Annotated in this window: 10 protein-coding genes; 8 read left to right on the forward strand and 2 right to left on the reverse strand. The window is 69.5% G+C overall.

Annotation, left to right across the window (positions count from 1 at the left end; translation table 11 throughout):
* Positions 1–62: 62 nt before the first annotated feature.
* From EO081_RS06910 to nagE, 8 genes are all read left to right on the forward strand, one after another.
* On the forward strand, positions 63–3,215 hold the full coding sequence (locus tag EO081_RS06910) for a glycoside hydrolase family 2 TIM barrel-domain containing protein (protein WP_129341114.1): 3,153 nt from the start codon (positions 63–65) through the stop codon (positions 3,213–3,215).
* Between the two features lies 1 nt (position 3,216).
* A complete protein-coding gene (locus tag EO081_RS06915; protein ID WP_129341115.1) occupies positions 3,217–5,526 on the forward strand; it encodes a S9 family peptidase in 2,310 nt (769 codons plus the stop codon).
* 71 nt (positions 5,527–5,597) lie between these two features.
* On the forward strand, positions 5,598–7,919 hold the full coding sequence (locus tag EO081_RS06920) for a GH92 family glycosyl hydrolase (protein WP_129341116.1): 2,322 nt from the start codon (positions 5,598–5,600) through the stop codon (positions 7,917–7,919).
* Positions 7,919–8,662, forward strand: coding sequence for a copper homeostasis protein CutC (locus EO081_RS06925; protein WP_129341117.1), 744 nt, complete (start codon positions 7,919–7,921; stop codon positions 8,660–8,662). Before EO081_RS06920 ends, EO081_RS06925 begins: the two co-directional genes overlap by 1 nt.
* Before the next feature lie 40 nt (positions 8,663–8,702).
* Entirely contained in the window at positions 8,703–9,752 is a 1,050-nt protein-coding gene (locus EO081_RS06930; protein WP_129341118.1) for an SIS domain-containing protein, read from the forward strand.
* The gene (gene nagA, locus EO081_RS06935) at positions 9,749–10,885 is read left to right on the forward strand and encodes an N-acetylglucosamine-6-phosphate deacetylase (protein ID WP_129341119.1); all 1,137 of its coding nucleotides are present in this window, start codon (positions 9,749–9,751) and stop codon (positions 10,883–10,885) included. Before EO081_RS06930 ends, nagA begins: the two co-directional genes overlap by 4 nt.
* A 40-nt stretch (positions 10,886–10,925) precedes the next feature.
* The gene (gene ptsP, locus EO081_RS06940; protein ID WP_240697565.1) at positions 10,926–13,466 is read left to right on the forward strand and encodes a phosphoenolpyruvate--protein phosphotransferase; all 2,541 of its coding nucleotides are present in this window, start codon (positions 10,926–10,928) and stop codon (positions 13,464–13,466) included.
* Positions 13,463–15,175, forward strand: a complete 1,713-nt coding sequence (nagE, locus tag EO081_RS06945) for an N-acetylglucosamine-specific PTS transporter subunit IIBC (protein ID WP_129341120.1) — start codon at positions 13,463–13,465, stop codon at positions 15,173–15,175. Before ptsP ends, nagE begins: the two co-directional genes overlap by 4 nt.
* Before the next feature lie 153 nt (positions 15,176–15,328).
* Here the strand turns inward: nagE and galA are convergent, their stop codons facing one another.
* A complete protein-coding gene (gene galA, locus EO081_RS06950; protein ID WP_129341121.1) occupies positions 15,329–18,229 on the reverse strand; it encodes a beta-galactosidase GalA in 2,901 nt (966 codons plus the stop codon).
* Positions 18,230–18,287: 58 nt separating this feature from the next.
* Positions 18,288–19,025, reverse strand: a complete 738-nt coding sequence (locus EO081_RS06955; RefSeq protein ID WP_129341122.1) for a GntR family transcriptional regulator — start codon at positions 19,023–19,025, stop codon at positions 18,288–18,290.
* Positions 19,026–19,122 lie beyond the last annotated feature (97 nt).

Consider the following 19,122-nt stretch of genomic DNA (forward strand, 5'->3'; position numbering starts at 1 on the left):
GGCAGAGGCGGTCCGCAGCGGATCGCCTCTGCGCGCATGACGTGCATTGCAAAGGAACGACCGTGACCCCAGCCCGCCGCCGCACCGCGCTTCTTGCAACGCTGGCGGTGGCCGGCCTGGCGGCGGTTCCTGCCCATGCCGGGCCCGCTGCGGCCACCGACATTGCGCCCCCGGAGTGGGAGCAGCCCGAGGTCTTCCAGATCGGCAAGGAAGCGGCGCACGCGACCTTCCGCGGGTATCCGACCCGGGCCGAGGCGCTGGCCGATACGCCCGAGCAATCCCGCTACCACCGGTCGCTCGACGGCGAATGGCAGTTCGCCTTCTCGCTCAATCCCGAAGCGCGCCCGAAGGACTTCTACCGGCCGGAGTACGACGTGTCGGGGTGGAAGACGGTGAAGGTGCCGGGCATCCTGCAGGCGCTGGGCTATGGCCAGCCGCTGTTCAGCGGTGCGGGCTATCCGTTCGGGGCGAACCAGCCGTGGGTGCGCCACGACATGAACGAGGTCGGATCCTATCGACGCGAGTTCGAGGTCGGCGCCGACTGGGCCGACCGCGATGTGTTCCTCACCATCGGGGCGGCGGGTGCGGCCTATTATGTGTGGGTCAACGGCGAGCGCGTGGGCTATAGCGAGGACTCCAAGCTCCCGTCCGAGTTCAACGTGACGCCGCACCTCCGCCAGGGACGCAACGTCGTCGCGATCGAGCTCTATCGCTACGCCGATGGCAGCTATCTGGAGGACCAGGATTTCTGGCGGCTGAGCGGCATCGAACGGAGCGTCACGCTCTACGCGGCGCCCAAGACGCGCATCCGCGACTTCGAGGCGCGCGCGGGTCTCACCAACAACTATCGCGACGGGTCGCTCGACTTGTCCGTGGAGGTCGCCGGCAAGAAGGCACCGGCGCGGGTGCGGGCAACGGTGCTCGACGGCGAGACCGCGCTGCTGACGCGGGAGGTCGGCGTGACCGGCGCGAACCGGACCGCGCGGGTGCAGGCCACCCTGCCCGGTATCCGCACCTGGTCGGCCGAGCGGCCGGACCTCTACACGCTGGTGGTCGAACTGCTAGACGCCAAGGGACAGGTGATTGAGGCGACGCGGCAGCGCATCGGCTTTCGCACGATCGAGATCGTCGACAACGAAGTGCGGGTGAACGGCAAGCGGGTCATGATCCGCGGCGTCAACCGCCACGAGCATGATCCCCACACCTTCCGCGTGCTGTCCGAGGAGAGCATGCGCAAGGACATCGAGCTGATGAAGCGCGCGAACGTCAACGCGGTGCGCAACTCACACTATCCCAACGATCCGCGCTGGTATGCGCTCACCGACGAATATGGCCTGTACGTGATGGACGAGGCCAACATCGAGAGCCACACCTATATGGCGATGGGCAATTCGAGCCCGGATCGCTCCAAGCACCAGCTGGGTTTCAAGCCGGAATGGGCAGCCGCGCACCTCGACCGGGTGCAGCGCATGGTCGAGCGCGACAAGAACCACCCTTCCGTCGTCTTCTGGTCGCTCGGCAACGAGGCCGGGATAGGGCCGAACTTCGAGGCGGCGGGGCGCTGGGCCAAGCGGCGCGACCCGAGCCGGCTGCTCAACTATCTCGGCTGGGGCACGCTGATCTGGCGGCATGATCCCAACAACTATGTCGACGTCTATGCGCCGATGTACGACGACATCGAGAAGATGGTCGACTATGCGACCTCACCGGAATTCACCCAGCCGATGATCCAGTGCGAGTACGGTCATGCCATGGGCAACAGCCTGGGCAATCTGCAGGACTATTGGGACGTGATCCGCGCCCACAAGAAGCTGCAGGGCGGTTTCCTGTGGGACTGGGTCGACCAGTCGATGCTGCGCAAGGACAAGGACGGGCGCGACTATTGGGCGCAAGGGTTCGATTATGGGCCGAGCCCAATCGGGGACGACAGCACCATCGGCGACGGCGTGATCCAGGCGGACCGGACGCCAGACCCGGAATATTATGAGGTCGCCAAGGTCTATGCGCCGATCGCGTTCGAGGCGGTGGACGCACGCGCCGGCCGTTTCACGCTGGTGAACCGCCACGACCACATCGGGTTGGAGGGGTTTCGGTTCGACTGGGAGCTGCTGGAGAACGGCGTTGCCGTCGCCCGCGGTGACGCGACGGCGCGGGCGACCCCGGCCGGTGCGCGTACGCCGATGAATATCGCGCTGCCGCCGCGGACCAAGGCAGACGCCGAATATCGCGTGGTGCTGCGCGCGCATGCCGGCCCGGGCGCGGTGCCGATGGTGCCGGAAGGCACGGTGATGGCGTGGGAGCAGTTCGCGCTGGAAGGCCCGGCGAGCCCCCTGCCCGCCTTTGCCGGTACGGGTGTGAAGCCGGTGGCGCGAGGGGGCACGCTGCAGCTGGCGGCAGCCGGAGCAGTGCTGGAGGTGGACGCCAAGACCGGGCTGCTCGGGCGCTATGCGGCGAACGGGCGCGAGTTGCTGAACGGTGGCGCGCCCAACTTCTGGCGGGCACCGACGGACAACGACATCGGCACCGGCATCCCCAAGACGCATGCCATGTGGAAACTGTTCTCCGAGAAGCGGACCCTGACCTCCGCTCGGATCGAGGGGGACGCGATCGCCGTCAGCTACAACATCGGCGCGGGCGCGGTGCGGTTCGAGACGCGCTATCGCATGGCCGAGGACGGCGCGGTGCGGGTGGAGGCGCGCTTCGTGCCGCTCCGCGACGACCTGCCCGATCCGCTGCGCATCGGCCTTGCCTATGCGACGCCGCCGGCGCTCGACCAGGTGCAATGGTACGGACGCGGGCCGCAGGAGACCTATTCCGACCGCAAGACCGGCGGGCTGATCGCGGTGCACGCCGGCACGCTCGCCGAACAATATCACGACTATATCCGGCCGCAGGAGACCGGCGCCAAGCAGGACGTGCGCTGGGTGGCGTTGTCGGGCAAGGCCGGCGGCGTGCGGGTGACCGGCGCGCAGCCGCTGTCGGTGAACGCGCTGGCGTTCCCCTATTCCGATCTGGAAATGAAGCCGGTCGGCGAGGCGCACAGCTCGGACATTCGGGTGCATGGCGACGGCACGCTGCTGATCGACGCGGTGCAGACCGGCGTGGGCGGCGACACCGGCTGGAACCTCGATGGCCGGCCGCATGTGAAATACCGCATCCCGCTGGAGCCGCGCAGCTTCGCATTCGAAATCCGCCCCGAAGCCTCCGGGAACTGACATGATCCTTTCCAAGCTGCTCGCCGGCGCTGCCCTTGCCGCGCTCGTTACCCTGCCTGTGCCGGCGCTGGCGGGCGCACCCGATCGCGCGGCGTTCGAACGCTCGATCGACCTGCGCGAAGACTGGATCACGCTGACGCGAGACGTGGCGGGCGAAGCCTCCTGGAGCGAGGACGGGAGCCGCTTCGCCTATCGCAAGACGGTGGAGGGCGGCTTCGCGTTCGTGACGGTGGACGCGCAGACGCTTGCCAAGACGCCGTCGTTCGATGCGGTGCGGCTGGCTGCCGCGCTGGGGCAGGCGATGGGCAGCAAGGTCGATCCGCTGCGGCTGCCCTTCGAGAGCTTCGCCTTTGGCGAGGGCGCGACGATCCGCTTCGCGATCGGCTATGAGCCATGGCAGTGCGACCTGGCCACCTATCGCTGCGGAAAGCAGGAAGCGGAGGATCGGGGGCGGCCGCGCGGCTTCGGCGTCGTACGCGACCTGAGCGTGCCGGCGGACAACCATCCGCGCCGCTCGCCGGATGGGCGGTATGAGGCGCTGGTGGTGGACGACAACGTCGTGGTGCGCAGCGCCGACGGCAGCAATGCGGTGGCGCTCAGCACCGATGGCACACCGGGCGACTTCTACGATCCCGAGACGATCCGCTGGTCGCCGGACTCGCGGCGGCTCGTCGCCTACCGGGTGCGGCCGGGGTATCAGCGGCAAGTGACGCGAGTGGCGGCAGCCCCGCCGGACTCGCTCCAGCCGCAGGTGCGCACGCAGCTCTACCCCAAGCCCGGCGACGCCGTGGACCAGGAGCGGCCGGTGCTGTTCGACGTCGCGGCGCGGAGGCGGATCGAGGTGGCGGACACGCTGTTCCCCAATCCCTACCAGCTTTCCGACGTCGAATGGCGCAAGGACGGGCGCAGCTTTGCGTTCGAGTATCTGCGCCGCGGCCACCAGCAGGCACGCGTGATCTCGGTCGATGCCGAGACCGGCGCGGCGCATGCGGCGGTGACGGAGGATACGAAGACCTTCTTCTACTGGGACCGGCGGTTCAGTCATGACGTGGGCGGGCTCGGCCGCGAGATCCTGTGGACCTCCGAGCGCGACGGCTGGAACCATCTCTACCTGATCGATGGCCGCACCGGGCGGGTGAAGAACCAGGTCACCCGCGGCAACTGGGTCATGCGCGGAGTCGTGAAGGTCGACGACGCAAAGCGTCAGATCTGGTTCGCGGCGAGCGGCATGCACCCGGGCAAGGACCCGTATTACAAGCACTACTTCCGAGTGGACTTCGACGGTCGCAACCTGGTGGCGCTGACCACCGCGGACGCGACGCACGAGGTGCGCTTTTCCCCCGACATGACGCGCTACGTCGACACCTATTCGCGGGTGGACCTGCCGACCGTATCGGAACTGCACGACGCCCGCGACGGGCGGCTGATGGCGACCCTGGAGCGCGGCGACATCAGCCGGCTGCTTGCCGCCGGTTTTCGCCCGCCCGAGCCGTTCGTCGCCAAGGGCCGCGACGGCAAAACCGACATCTGGGGGCTGGTCGTGCGCCCGCGGGGCTATGATCCGGCCAAGCGCTACCCGGTGATCGAGAACATCTACGCCGGGCCCCACGACAGCTTCGTGCCCAAGGCGTTCTGGCCGTTCGGCTATCACTCCGGCGGCGACAAGGTGATCGGCATGCAGGCGCTGGCCGACCTGGGCTTCATCGTCGTGCAGATCGACGGCATGGGCACCGCCAATCGATCCAAGGCGTTCCACGACGTGGCCTGGAAGAACCTGGCGGACTCCGGCTTTCCCGATCGCATCCTGTGGCACAAGGCGCTGGCGGCGAAGGATCCTTCCTACGACATCAGCCGCGTCGGCATCTACGGCGCCTCGGCCGGTGGCCAGAGCACGCTCAACGCGCTGCTGTTTCATCCCGACTTCTACAAGGCGGGCGTCGCCTATGCCGGCTGCTACGACAACCGCATGGACAAGATCAGCTGGAACGAACAGTGGCTCGGCTGGCCGGTGGACGAGAGCTATGCCGCCGCCTCCGGTGTCGATCACGCGGGCAAGCTCCAGGGCGAGTTGCTGATGATCGTCGGCGAGCAGGACAGCAACGTCGATCCCGCCTCGACGATGCAGGTCGCCGACGCGCTGATCCGCGCGGGCAAGGACTTCGAGCTGCTGGTGGTTCCGAACGAGGAGCACAGCGTCGGGCGGTCGACCGGGCCGATCGACTATGTCCAGCGGCGCCAGTTCGACTTCTTCGTCCGCAAGCTGGCCGGAGAGAAGACGCCGAACTGGAACGCGACCAGCCGCGCAGAGTAATTCGGCAAACAAATTGCGAAATCTTCGTCGCGGGCTCTTCCGTCCGGCCGCGTGCTGGTTACACTCGCGTCATGAACAGGCTCCGCACCCGCTTCGCCTCCGTTGCCGCGCTTGCGCTGGCAATGCCCATGCTGCTCGCCAACGGCTATGAGGATGTCGATCCCCGGATCGGCACGGGAGGCGAAGGCCACACCTTCCCCGGCGCGGTGGCGCCGTTCGGGATGGTGCAGCTGAGCCCGGATACCGACACCGGGTGCGAGATCCGCGAGTGCTACGGCCATGCGGCCGGCTATCGCTACGACGATCCTACCATCCAGGGCTTCTCGCACACGCACTTCTCAGGCGCGGGTCATTCGGACCTGGGCGATTTCCTGGTGATGCCAGTCGCGGGCGAGACCGTGCCGCTGGAGCCGGGCGATCCGAAACAGCCGGGCTCGGGCTATCGCTCGCGGTTCAGCCACGCCGACGAGATCGCACAGCCGGGCTATTATGCGGTGACGCTGACCGATCCGGGCGTGCGCGCGGAGATGACCGCCGGCACGCGCGTGGGCGTCCACCGCTACACCTTTGGCAAGAACAAGGCGGCGCACCTGCTGCTCGACCTGCGCAGTTCGCTCTACAACTATCCCGGCAAGATCCTGTGGTCGTCGCTGCGGATGCGGCCGGACGGTACCGTGACCGGCTCGCGTACGACGCGCGGCTGGGCGGCCGGGCGCCAGCTTTATTTCGCGATGCGCTTCTCGGCACCGGTGAAGAGGCATGCCTTCATCAGCACCGAGAAGGACGTGAAGTATAAGGGCTTCCAGGCGCCGGGCCGCGGCAGCGATGCCGTGGCCGAGCGGAGCGGCCAGGCGCTGGTGGGGCGGCTCGACTTCGGCACGCTCGACGCGCCGCTGGAGGTGAAGGTCGCGATCTCCTCGGTGGACGAGGCGGGTGCGATCGCGAACCTCGACAGCGAGAGCGGCGGGTTTGACGCAGTGCGCAGCGCCACGCGCGGCGCGTGGGAGAAGGCGCTGTCGGCGGTGGAGATCGACGCGCCGGAGCCGATGCGGCGCAACCTCTACACCGCGCTCTACCACACGCTGATTGCCCCGTCGGTCGCGGGCGACGTCGACGGGCGCTATCGCGGGCCGGACAATGCGGTGCACCAGGCGGACGGCTTCACCTTCCGTTCGACCTTTTCGCTGTGGGACACGTTCCGCGCCGAGCATCCGCTGCTGACCCTGGTCGCGCCCGAGCAGGCGAACAGCGACATGGTCCGCTCGCTGATCGCCAGCCGGAAGGCGAGCCCGGACGGCATCCTGCCGGTGTGGCAGTTCCACGGGCGCGAGACATGGACGATGATTGGCTATCACGCGGTGCCGGTGATCGCCGACACGTACATGAAGGGCATCGGCGGGTTCGATGCGAACGAGGCGCTCGACGCGATGATCGCGAGCGCGACCTATGATCCCTACGGCGGCCTCGGCGACTATCAGAAGCTCGGCTATGTCGCGATTGACCGCGAGCCGGAGGCGGCGTCCAAGACGGTCGAATACGCCTACGACGACTGGACCATCGCGCGCATGGCCGAGAAGCTGGGCCGCACCGATGTCGCCAAGCGCTTCTACGCGCGGGCGGGGAACTGGCGGAACAGCTTCGACCCGAAGACCGGCTTCGTCCGCGCGCGAAAGAGCGATGGCGCGTTCCGCACGCCGTTCGATCCCACCGCGATCAACTACGGATCGGACTACACGGAGGGCAACGCTTGGCAGTACAGCTGGTTCGTGCCGCAGGACCAGGCGGCGCTGTTCCGCGCGCTGGGCGGCGACGCGAAGACCGTCGCCAAGCTCGACGCGATGTTCGAGTATGACAACTCCAAGCTCGACTACAGCCATGCCGAGGACATTGCCGGGCTGATCGGCCAGTACATCCACGGCAACGAGCCGAGCCACCACGTCGCCTATCTCTATGCCCACGCCGGTCAGCCGTGGCGGACGCAGGCACGACTGAAGCAGATCGTAGACAGCCAGTACAAGCCGACGCCGGACGGCTTGTCGGGCAACGACGACCTCGGCCAGATGTCGGCATGGCTGATGTTCACCGGCCTCGGCTTCTATCCCGTCACGCCCGGCAGCCTGGAATATGTGATCGGGCGACCGTTCGTGGACCGGGCCGCGCTCAACCTGCCCAACGGCAAGCGCTTCACCGTCGTTACCGACGGCCTGAGCAATGCCAACCTCTACGTCGGCAAGGTGCTGCTGAACGGTAGGCCGCTGCCGCGCACCTACCTGCGCCACGACGAGATCATGGCCGGCGGCGAGCTGCGCTTCGTGATGCAGGCGACGCCGAACCGCAGCTGGGGCAAGGCGGCGAGCGCCCGGCCCTATTCGATGAGCACGGCGAAGCGCTGATGGGCTTGCTGGAGGTCTGCATCGACGAACCCGCCGGCATCGAGGCCGCGGTCGCGGGCGGGGCTGATCGCATCGAGTTGTGCGCCGCGCTTTCCGTCGGAGGATTGACACCGCCTGCCTCGCTGGTCCGACTGGCAGCGGAGGCACCGATCCCGGTGCACCTGCTGGCACGTCCGCGGGATGGCGACTTCCGCTACAGCACCGCGGAAGCGGCGCTGATCGCAGAAGACATCGGCCTTGCGGCCCAGGCGGGTCTGGCCGGCGTGGTGATCGGCGCGAGTGCGCCCGATCGGCGGCTCGACGTCCCCCTGCTCGTCGAGCTGGTGGCGCACGCACGCGCGGCCGGCGGCGCACGCGGACAGCGGCTTTCGTTGACGCTGCATCGCGCCTTCGACCTCTGCCCGGACCTTCCCGCCGCCTTGGAAGCCGCGGTGGAACTTGGTTTCGACCGAATCCTCACCTCGGGCGGGGCGCCGCGCGCCCTCGACGCGCTGCCGATGCTCGCCGAGCTCCAACGCCGCGCAGACGGGCGGATCGGCATCCTGCCCGGCAGCGGCATCGATGCCGCGTGCGCGCCAGCCATCCTGGCGACCGGGGTCTGCGAGCTGCACGCCTCCTGCCGCAGCCCCGGGGACGATGCCGGAGAGATCGAGCGCCGGTTCGGCTTCCAGACCGGCACTCGCCTCCGCACCGATGCGGAGCGGGTCCGATCCCTCAAGGAGATTGTCTCTCCGATACGATAGGACCTTGTACAGTACCAATCTGTAACTTATCGTCCGCCGCATGGAACAAGGGGCAAAGACGGTGGACGCGCGCGCCACCCTGATGGCTAGCGAAGCGCGCGAGGCGGCAGATGCGGTCCGCCGGCTGCTGGCGGCCAATGCATCGACGTTGGAGACGCTGGGCGAGACGCTGCGCGCGAACCCGCCCAAGCTGGTGGTGACGTGCGCGCGGGGATCGTCCGATCACGCCGCTACCTATGGCAAGTATCTGATCGAGACGCTGGTCGGCGTGCCGGTCGCGTCCGCGGCACCGTCGGTGGCGAGCATCTTCGGCGCGCCGGTGGCACGCGGCGATTTCCTGTGCATCGCCATTTCGCAGAGCGGGCGCAGCCCGGACCTGCTGGAGACGGTGCGGACGCAGAAGGCGGCCGGCGCGCATGTGGTGGCGCTGGTCAACGACGAGGGCTCGCCGCTTGCAGGCATGGCCGACACGCTGATCGGCCTCAAGGCCGGCCCCGAGACGTCGGTCGCGGCGACCAAATCCTATATCGCCTCGCTTGCAGCTCTGGCGGCGGTCGTCGCGGCGTGGAGCGGGGATGCGGCGCTCGGCGAGGCGCTGGCCGCGCTGCCCGCGGGCCTGGAACAGGCGCGTGAGCTCAACTGGAACGCGGCCAGGGACGCACTGCTGGACGCGCGCAACCTGTTCGTGATCGGCCGTGGCTACAGCCTGGGTATCGCGCAGGAAGCGGCGCTCAAGTTCAAGGAGACCTGCGGCCTTCATGCGGAGGCGTTCAGCGCCGCAGAGGTACGGCACGGGCCCATGGCGATCGTCGGCGAGGGCTTCCCGGTGCTCGGCTTCGCGACCTCCGATGCGGCAGGCGACAGCGTGCGCGAGGCGGCGGTCGAGTTCGCCGGCCGGGACGCGCGCGTTTGCCTGGCCGATGCCCGGGCGGGAGAAGCGGCGACGCTTCCCACGATCGCGGGACATCCGGCGGTGGAGCCGATCCTGATGGTGCAGAGCTTCTACCTCATGACGAACGCGCTCGCGGTGGCACGCGGCTTCGACCCCGACCGGCCACAGCACCTGCGCAAGGTAACGGAAACGCGATGAGCACGATCCGCTTCGCCAATGGCCGCGTCGTGACTGCGGCCGGGACGCTGGAGGGCGCGACCTTCACCCTGGCAGAGGGCCGGATCGTCGGGATCGACGCCGGATCGCCGGCGGCGGAGCGCGAGATCGACCTGGCAGGCGGCTGGCTTGTGCCGGGCTTCATCGACGTGCAGGTGAATGGCGGCGGCGGGGTGCTTTTCAACGACGCGCTGACCGTGGAGGGTATCGACGCGATCGGTCGCGGCCATGCGCCGTTCGGCACCACCGGCTTCCTGCCGACCCTGATCAGCGACGTGCCGGAGGCGATCGCCCGCGCTCTGGATGCCACCGAGGAGGCGATCGCGGCCGGCGTGCCGGGGTGCGTGGGCGTCCACATCGAAGGACCGATCATCAACCCCGCCCGCAAGGGCATCCACGACCCGGACAAGTTCCGGCGGCTGGACGATTCGCTGGTCGAACTGCTGACCCGCCCCCGCAAGGGCAAGGTGCTGCTGACGCTGGCGCCCGAGATGGTGTCGCACGAGGACATCCGGCGCCTGGCAGCGGCGGGCGTGATCCTGAGCGTCGGCCACAGCGATGCCGACCATGACACGGTCGCCGCGGCCTTCGCCGCCGGCATGACCGGCGTCACCCACCTCTACAATGCGATGTCGCCGCTCAAGCATCGCGAGCCCGGCGTCGTGGGTGCGGCGCTGGACGATCAGACCGTCTATTGCGGCATCATCGCGGACGGCTTCCACGTGCACGACGCGGCGCTGCGCATCGCCATGCGCGCGCATCCGCGGGATCGTTTCCTGCTGGTGACCGATGCCATGTCGTGTGTCGGCGCGAACGTCGACAGCTTCGTGCTGCACGGCCAGACCATCCGTGTCGAGAACGGCTGCTGCCTGGGTGCGGACGGGACACTGGCCGGCTCGGCGCTGGACATGGCGGGAGCGTTCCGCCACGCCGTAAATCGCGTGGGGGTGACGCCGGAGGAAGCCGCGGCGATGGCCGCGACCAACCCTGCGGCGTTCCTGGGCCTTTCGCACGATCGCGGCGCGCTCGCGCCCGGGCTGCGCGCGGACTGGGTCTGCCTCACCCACGACCTGCAGCCGGCAGGCACCTGGATCGCCGGCGCACCAATCGCCTGACCCCTTGGAGGATGCCCTGAGCACGACCACGCCGACCGAGATGATCGACGAAAAGGCCGGGGGCTCCATCGTCCTTCACGCGCCGATGCAGGGCTGGCGCTGCGCGCTGGCGGAAATACCGGACCCCGTGTTTGCGCAAGGCATGCTGGGCGCGGGCGTGGGAATCGATCCCACCGGCGATACCGTGCATGCTCCCTGCGACGGGATCATCCGCGCGTTGCAGCCGGCCGGCCATGCCGTGACGATCGCGGCGGCCGAGGGCGCCGAGGTGCTGATCCATGTCGGCGTCGACACGGTGGCGCTCGATGGCCGTGGCTTCAAGCCGCTGGTTGCCGCCGGAGACCGCGTGCGCCGGGGCGACCCGCTGATCCGTTTCGACCTAGACCTGCTGGTCCGCGGAGCGCCATCGGTGATCACGCCGGTGTTGCTGCTCGACAGCGATCGATACGCTGTGTCGCCGCTCGGGGAAGCAGACGGGCCGATTGCGGTCGGGGATCCGATCTTCGCGCTCGTCCCGCAGCACGCCGCGCCAGAGGAAGCGCCGGTTGCGCCCGATGGTGAGGTGGTGGCGCGCGAACTGCAGCTGCCGCTGGCACATGGCATCCACGCACGGCCGGCGGCGCGCATCCGCGAGACTGCGGTGCGCTTTTCGGCAGAAATCTCGCTGAGCAAGGGCGAGCGCAGCGCTAATGCGCGCAGCCCCGTGGCGCTGCTGACGCTCGGCGCGCGACTGGGCGACGTCATCCGGATCGAAGCGCACGGTGCCGACGCACAGGCAGCGGTGGACGCGATCGCGGACCTGATCGCAAGCGGCATGGGCGAAGCCGCCGACCCGCAGCAGGCGTCGGCGACACCGCCGGAGCCGATCGCGGCGGCCCCTGCCCCCGCGTCGACCATCTCCAGCGACGGCAAGCTCGCCGGCGTGACGGCCTCGCCGGGGCTCGCGATCGGCCATGCCCGCACGCTCCACCTCGCCGAGATCGAGATCGACCCGGTCGGTGTCGGCGCCGAGGAGGAGCAGGCGCGGCTCGACCAGGCGCTGCGCACACTCGGGCGGCGGCTGGACGCCGAGGCCGTTACCGCTTCCGGCGCACGGCGATCGATCCTCGCCGCGCATCGCGCCATGCTGGAGGACGAGGGCCTGCGCGATGCCGCAGCCGCTGCGATCGCGACGGGCGCCAGCGCCGGCCAGGCATGGCGCACGGCGATCCGGCCGCAGGCGGAAGCGCTGCGCGCCACCGGTGATGCGCATCTGGCGGAGCGCGCGGACGACATGCGCGACCTGGAGCGGCGCGTCCTGTCGCTGCTGATGGGCGTCGAGGACGCGCCCATCGCCTTCCCACCCGACACGATCCTGCTGGCCGAGGACCTGCTGCCGTCGCAGCTGATGGCGCTCGATCCGGCGAACGTCCTGGGCTTCTGCGTCGAAAAAGGCGGGCCGACCTCGCACGTCGCGATCCTGGCAGCGAGCATGGGGTTGCCCGCGCTGGTCGCCATGGGACCGGCGTTGCACGAGATCGCGGAAGGATCGATGCTGATCCTCGACGCCGATGCCGCCTCGCTCCAGATCGGACCGGACGCGCGGACGCTGGCGAAGGCGCACGCGCTGGTCGCCGAACGGCACGCGCGGCGCCTGGACGCACAGGCGAACGCCGCCGCCCCCTGCCACATGGCGGGCGGGGAGCGCATCGAGGTGTTCGCGAACCTGGGCTCGCGCGCCGACGCCGAAGTGGCGGTGGCGAACGGTGCCGAGGGCTGCGGCCTGCTGCGTACCGAATTCCTGTTCCTGGAGCGCGAGACGGCACCGTCGCTTGCCGAGCAGACGGCGGAGTATCAGGCGATCGCCGACGCGCTGGGCGGGCGGTCCCTGATCGTGCGGCTGCTCGACGTCGGCGGCGACAAGCCAGCGCCCTATCTGCCGATCCCGGCGGAGGAGAACCCGGCGCTGGGCCTGCGCGGCATCCGCGTCGGCTTTGCCCATCCGCAGCTGCTGGAAGATCAGATCCGCGCGATCCTGCGCGTGCAGCCGATCGGCCAGTGCCGCATCATGGTGCCGATGATCGCGTCGATCGACGAGCTGCGCCGGGTGCGCGAGGTGGTCGACCGGGTGCGCGCCGAATTGGGCGTCGGCGAGCCCGTCAGCGTCGGCGTGATGATTGAGACGCCGGCCGCCGCGGTCACCGCCGACCTGCTCGCGCGCGAGGCCGATTTCCTGTCGGTCGGCACCAACGACCTCACCCAATATGCGCTGGCGATGGATCGCGGGAATCCAGCGGTGGCAGGCGCGATCGACGGCCTGCATCCTGCCGTGCTGCGGATGATCGCCGAGACCTGCCGCGGGGCCGCACGCCATGACCGCTGGACGGGCGTGTGCGGGGGCCTTGCCTCGGACCTGCGCGCCGTACCGATCCTGGTGGGCCTGGGCGTCACCGAGCTTTCCGCGACCGCGGCGCTGGTGCCCGAGATCAAGGCGCTGGTCGCCACCCTTTCCATGGACGCGTGCCGCGCCCATGCCGCCGCCGCGCTCCAGTGCGGATCGGCGGCCGAAGTCCGCATCCTGGCCCGGGAGTTCCGCGCATGAAGTCGATCCTGGAAGCGCTGCAACCGCTCGGCCGCGCGCTGATGCTGCCGATCGCGGTGCTGCCGGTGGCGGGGCTGCTGCTCCGCCTGGGCCAGCCCGACCTGCTCGACATCGCGTTCCTGAGCGCCGCGGGCGATGCGCTGTTCTCGCACCTGGGGCTGCTGTTCGCGATCGGGGTCGCCACCGGCTATGCCCGAGACGGCAACGGCGCGGCGTGCCTGGCCGGCATCGTGTGCTTCCTGGTGGCTACCGAGGCGGCCAAGGTGCTGCTGATCGTGCCGGGCGACGTGACCCAGGGCCTGGACGCCGCCACGGCCGAGATCGCGACCGCGGCGTGGAAGGCAAAGGCGATCGCGCGGCTGGACGTGCCGATCGGCATCCTCTCGGGCCTGGTCGGCGGGATTTTCTACAATCGCTTTTCCGGGATCAAGCTGCCCGAATATCTCGCCTTTTTCGGCGGGCGGCGGTTCGTTCCAATCGTGAGCGGGGTTGCGGGACTGGTGCTGGCGGTGATCGTCGGCACGAGCTTCCAGGCACTGAGCAGCGGCATCGACACGATGGGCCATGGCATCGCCAATGCCGGCGGCGTCGGCCTGTTCCTCTTCGGCCTGTTCAACCGGCTGCTGCTGGTGACCGGGCTGCACCACATCCTGAACAACGTCTTCTGGTTCGTGCTGGGCGACTTCGACGGCGCGAACGGCGACCTGCGGCGCTTCTTTGCCGGCGACCCCACTGCGGGCAGCTTCATGGCCGGCTTCTTCCCGGTCATGATGTTCGGTCTGCCGGCGGCGTGCCTCGCCATGTACCGCACGGCGTTGCCAGAGCGGCGCAAAGCGGTTGGCGGCATGTTGTTCAGCCTGGCGCTCACCTCGATGCTGACGGGGGTGACCGAGCCGATCGAGTTCAGCTTCATGTTCCTGGCGCCGGTGCTCTACGCGGTGCACGCGGTGCTGACCGGCCTGTCGATGGCGCTGATGGACGTGCTGGGCGTGAAGCTCGGCTTCGGCTTTTCGGCCGGCTTCTTCGACTATGCGCTGAACTACGGCAAATCGACCCGGCCGCTGATGCTGATCCCGGTGGGGCTGGTCTATTTCGCACTCTATTACGGCATCTTCAGCTTCGTCATCCGCCGGTTCGACCTGAAGACTCCCGGCCGCGAGCCCGAGGTGCCGGGCGCGGCAGCGGTCGCGCCGGTCGCGGCGGGCGGACGTGGTGCCGTGTTCGCGCAGGCGCTGGGCGGTGCCGCCAATCTCCGCGAGGTCGGCGCATGCACCACGCGGCTGCGGCTGATCGTCGCCGACCAGAGCAAGGTCGACGAGCCCGCTCTGAAGGCGCTGGGCGCGCGTGGCGTGATCCGGCCGTCGGACAAGGCGGTGCAGGTCGTGCTGGGGCCGATCGCCGACGTGGTCGCGGTCGAGATCCGCGACGCGCTGGCGATGCCGATCGCGCTCGCACCCACCGAGACGGCAGGCGCCGAGAACGGCGAGACCCGGCTGGCGCCGGCGCTCATCGCCGCGCTGGGCGGCGCGAGCAACCTCTGCGCGGTCAGCGTGCACGGCAACCGCATCCGGGTGGAACTGGCCGAGAACGGCGGCGCGGAGCAGGCGGCGCTGGCGGCCCTGGGCGTGCGTGCGGTCGCGCTGCCGGCCGAGGGTGTCGCCCATCTGGTCGTCGCGCCAGGCAAGCTGGACGTGCTGCTCGCGCGCTGAGCTTCGCGAGACCGGTCGAGGGGGCGGCGCCGCGATCGCGGGGCCGCCCTTTTTTTTGCGTCCGCGGGCGTCGGGCGCCCGTCGCCGCCCCCGTGCGCCCCCGCATCCCGGACTTGACCGGAATGCGGTGCAACGGATGCGGTGGGCGCCCGACTAGCGGGTGGTGACGGAGACCCTGCCGAGAATGCCCGAGGGGGCGTCGGCGGGAGCGGAGACCAGCAGGGCGATGCGGCGTGGCCCGGTGCCGGCGGGGATGTCCGCCGTCAGCGGGCCCGGCGCGGCGGCTTCCTTCGTGGCGAGCTTCCGGCCGTCCAGCCACAGCTCCGCGGTCCCGCCGATGCTGTCGAACCGGATCGTGCCGCCCTCTGCCCCCACCCGCTTCCACGGGCGGAAGGCGGCGCGGTAGACGCGCCAGCCGGCGCTCGGCTCGGGCCGCGTTGGCGTCCCGCTGCGCAGGAAGGCCCAGCTGTTGTTGTCGCCATCCGGCGGTGCGATCGAGGGGTCGGGTCGCTCGGCCATGGCGGGCGAGCGGCGCCACTCCGCGATCGTCATCGTCGGCGGGGTGACCGGCACCTGCGGCGGCACCTGGGTTGCAAGGCGACGGATCGTCAGGCGCGCCGGCGCGAGCCCGTCCGCGGTGGCGCGAAGGGTGATGCTGCCCTTCCCGGGCGCCGCACGGACGATCAGCTGCGCGAGGCCGTTGAACAGCGAGCGGCGGTCGCCCTGCTCCGGCTCGTGGCTGTTGGGATCGCCGTTGCCGACGCCGATGATCTCGGCACCCTCCACGGTGAACTGCGTCATCCGGTTGACGGTCGGCACGTGGCGGCCGCGCGCGTCCACTGCATCGACGGTGATCGGCTGCACATCCTCACCGTCCCCCGCCATGACGGTGCGCGCGGGCGTCAGCCGCAGGGCGACGGGTGCGCCGGCGGTCTCGTGGACCGCGGTGGCCACCACCTTGCCGCCGCGCATCGCCAGCGCCTCGATGCGGCCGGGCTGGTATGGGACCTGCCACTCGTTGCCCATGATGCGATCGACCTTCTGCACGCCCAGGTCTCGGCCGTTCAGGCGCAAGAGCACCGTCTCGGCGTTGCTGCTGACGAAGACTGGGATGGTCTGGCCCTCCCTGCCCGGCCAGGTCCAGTGCGGCGCGATGCCGACCACCGCCGCGTCGTCGATCCAGTGGGCGCGGTGGATGTCGAAGGCCGTCTTCGGGAAGCCGCATAGGTCGAGAATTCCGAAGAAGCTGGCGATGGTCGGCCAGTCATAAGGCGTCGGCTCGCCATGATAGTCGAAGCCGGTCCAGACGAACCCGCCGGCCACGAACGGGCGCTTCGCGATCTCCCGCCAGGTATCGCGATGGGTGCCGCCCCAGCTCGCAGCCTCCTTGTCATAGGACGTGATGACGTGGCCGGCGGGAATGCTCTCATAGGCGCCGCGCGTCTCGAACGCGCTGGTGTCTTCCGAGCTGGTGATCGGCTTGGTGGGGTTCAGCTGGTGGAAGCGGTCATAGTCCGCCTGGTAATAGTTGAAGCCCATTACATCGACGACGGTCGAGACGTTGACCGGATCGTAGAAGGAGCCGTTCATCGCGGCGGTGACGGGCCGCGCGCCGTCGAGGCGATGGACCGTCGCGGCCATGCGGCGCACCATTTCCACGCCCGCTTCGGTGCCCTGCATCGGTTCCTCGTTGAAGACCGACCAGAGGATCACGCTCGGATGGTTGCGGTCGCGCCGGACCAGCCATTCGAGCTGATCCATGTAATCGGGCGCGGGATTGAAGTGGCGGTTCTCGTCCATGACGAGGAAGCCCATGCGGTCGCACAGGTCGAGCAGCTCGGCATTGGGGGCGTTGTGGGTGCACCGGATGGCGTTGCAGCCCATCGCCTTCAGTCGTTCGAGGCGCCAGGCGATCAGCGCATCGGGAACGGCGACGCCGACGCCGGCATGATCCTGGTGCAGGCAGACGCCCTTCAGCTTCACCGGCCGATCGTTGAGGAAGAAGCCGCGATCTGCATCGAAGCGGATGGTGCGAAAGCCGATCGGCGTGCGGCGCTCGTCCACGGGAGCGCCGTCGCGCAGCACGCGGGTGACGACCGTGTAGAGCGCCGGCGTCTCCACCGACCAGAGCGCGGGGTTGCCGGCGTCCAGCTTGAGCGCCGCTTCGGCCTGCTGGAGCACCGGCACGATTGCCTCGGTGCACCCGCTGGCCGCGGTCTTCCCCTCGCCATCGAGCAGCAGCGCCTCGACGGTGACGGTCGCCGGCTCGCGGCCCGTGTTCGCGAGCGTAGCCGCAACGGGAACATGCCAGCGGCCGTCGTCCCCCCTGCGGGGATCGCAGTGGACGCCGTCGGTGACGATCGCCACCGGGGCGCGACGCACCAGCCAGGCGTGGCGATAGAGGCCGGCGCCCTCGTACCACCAGCCTTCCATCGCGTTCGCATCGACGCGGATCGCGATGACGTTGGCCTCGTCGCCGAAGCGGGCGAAGGGCGTCAGGTCGATGTGAACGCTGTTGTACCCCGACCAGTTGTGCGCGACCGTGCTGCCGTTGACCCAGACGGTCGCGTTGGTGGCGATGCCGTCGAAGTGGAGCTCGATGGTCTTGCCGCGGTCCGCCGGATCGAGCTGGAGCGTGCGGCGGTACCAGGCGATGCCGCGAGGGCGGTAGCCCTGCGACACGTTGGCCGTCTCGACGAACGGCTGGGCCGCCGCCCAGTCGTGGGGCAGCCGTACCTCGTGCCAGTCGGAGTCGTCGAAGGCCACGGCGGCGGCGCCGAGCGCGTTGCCCGCCTTCACGCTCAGATAGGTGGCGTTGTGGGTGTCCGGCATCGGCGGCACCACGTCGCCCTCGTGGAAGCGCCAGCCGCGTTCGAGCAAGGTGCGCGAGGGATCCTGCACCAGGAGCGGCTGCGGCAGCGTGCGCGCGGGCTGCGGCATCGGGAAGCCGTCGTGGCCGAGCCGCTTGGCGGGCGCCGCTAGGGCGCGCTGCGGATTGGTGGCGATCAGGGCGCCGAGCCCCGCGCCCCCCGCCAGAAGCTGGCGTCGGTGCATGCAAAGTCCTCCAGATGGCGGCGCGGGCGCCGCACGGGTCACGAACGGCGGACGACCGTCAGAGGTCGCTCAGTTCCGCCACGAAATCATAGGCGTCGCCGCGATAGTAGGAACGGGTGAACTCCGCCGCGCGGCCGTCGCGCAGGAAGCCGTGGCGCTCGATCAGCAGCCCGGGCGCTCCGGCATCCACCCCGAGCATCCGCGCCTGCTCCGCGCCGAAGGGAACGGCGCGCAGCCGCTGGAGGGCGCGCACGGGCCGGTTGCCGGCGGCGTCCAGCGCGACATAGAGGGAGTCGCCCACCGCCTCGACCGCCGGCAGGCAATATCCCGCGATGGTGGAGTATTCCAACGCCATCGGCACCTCGTCGGCGAACCGCAGGCGGTTGAAGCGGAGCACCGGCGCGCCGGGCGAGAGGCCGAGCGCCATCGCCTCCTCTGGATTGACGATGCCGGCGGCGCGCGAGATCCAGCTGCTGCTGGCGGTGCGGCCGCGCGCGGCCATGTCTTCCGAAAAGGAGGAGAGCTTCGAAAAGCTCTTTTCCACGCGGCCGGCGACAAAGGTGCCGGCGCCGCGACGGCGGGTGAGCAGCCCTTCTTCGACCAGCCCCTCGATCGCCTTGCGGACGGTGATGCGGGACACGTTGTATTCGGTCGCGAGGTCGCGTTCCGGCGGGATGGCGTCGCCCTGGGCGAGCAGTTGCTTGCTGATGCCGTCGCGGATCAATTGCTGGAGCTGAAGGTACAACGGCGACGGATTGTCGTCCCGAAAACGTCCAACCTGATCCGAAAAGGCCATTCTCACGCTCCCCCCGGCGGCACCCGTTCGCGCCGCGACGGCAGAGAGCTATCGTAAGCGGAAGCCATGGGCAACCGGGCCCGGTCCTGCAATGGTA

Source organism: Sphingomonas desiccabilis (assembly GCF_004135605.1).
Lineage (GTDB): Bacteria > Pseudomonadota > Alphaproteobacteria > Sphingomonadales > Sphingomonadaceae > Sphingomonas > Sphingomonas desiccabilis.

Bases quoted from the DNA above. Each gene is read 5' to 3' on its own strand.
- EO081_RS06915 (WP_129341115.1), top strand. From the start codon at position 3,217: ATGATCCTTTCCAAGCTGCTCGCCGGCGCTGCCCTTGCCGCGCTCGTT.
- EO081_RS06920 (WP_129341116.1), top strand. From the start codon at position 5,598: ATGAACAGGCTCCGCACCCGCTTCGCCTCCGTTGCCGCGCTTGCGCTG.
- EO081_RS06925 (WP_129341117.1), top strand. From the start codon at position 7,919: ATGGGCTTGCTGGAGGTCTGCATCGACGAACCCGCCGGCATCGAGGCC.
- EO081_RS06930 (WP_129341118.1), top strand. From the start codon at position 8,703: ATGGAACAAGGGGCAAAGACGGTGGACGCGCGCGCCACCCTGATGGCT.
- nagA (WP_129341119.1), top strand. From the start codon at position 9,749: ATGAGCACGATCCGCTTCGCCAATGGCCGCGTCGTGACTGCGGCCGGG.
- ptsP (WP_240697565.1), top strand. From the start codon at position 10,926: ATGATCGACGAAAAGGCCGGGGGCTCCATCGTCCTTCACGCGCCGATG.
- nagE (WP_129341120.1), top strand. From the start codon at position 13,463: ATGAAGTCGATCCTGGAAGCGCTGCAACCGCTCGGCCGCGCGCTGATG.
- galA (WP_129341121.1), bottom strand. From the start codon at position 18,229: ATGCACCGACGCCAGCTTCTGGCGGGGGGCGCGGGGCTCGGCGCCCTG.
- EO081_RS06955 (WP_129341122.1), bottom strand. From the start codon at position 19,025: ATGGCCTTTTCGGATCAGGTTGGACGTTTTCGGGACGACAATCCGTCG.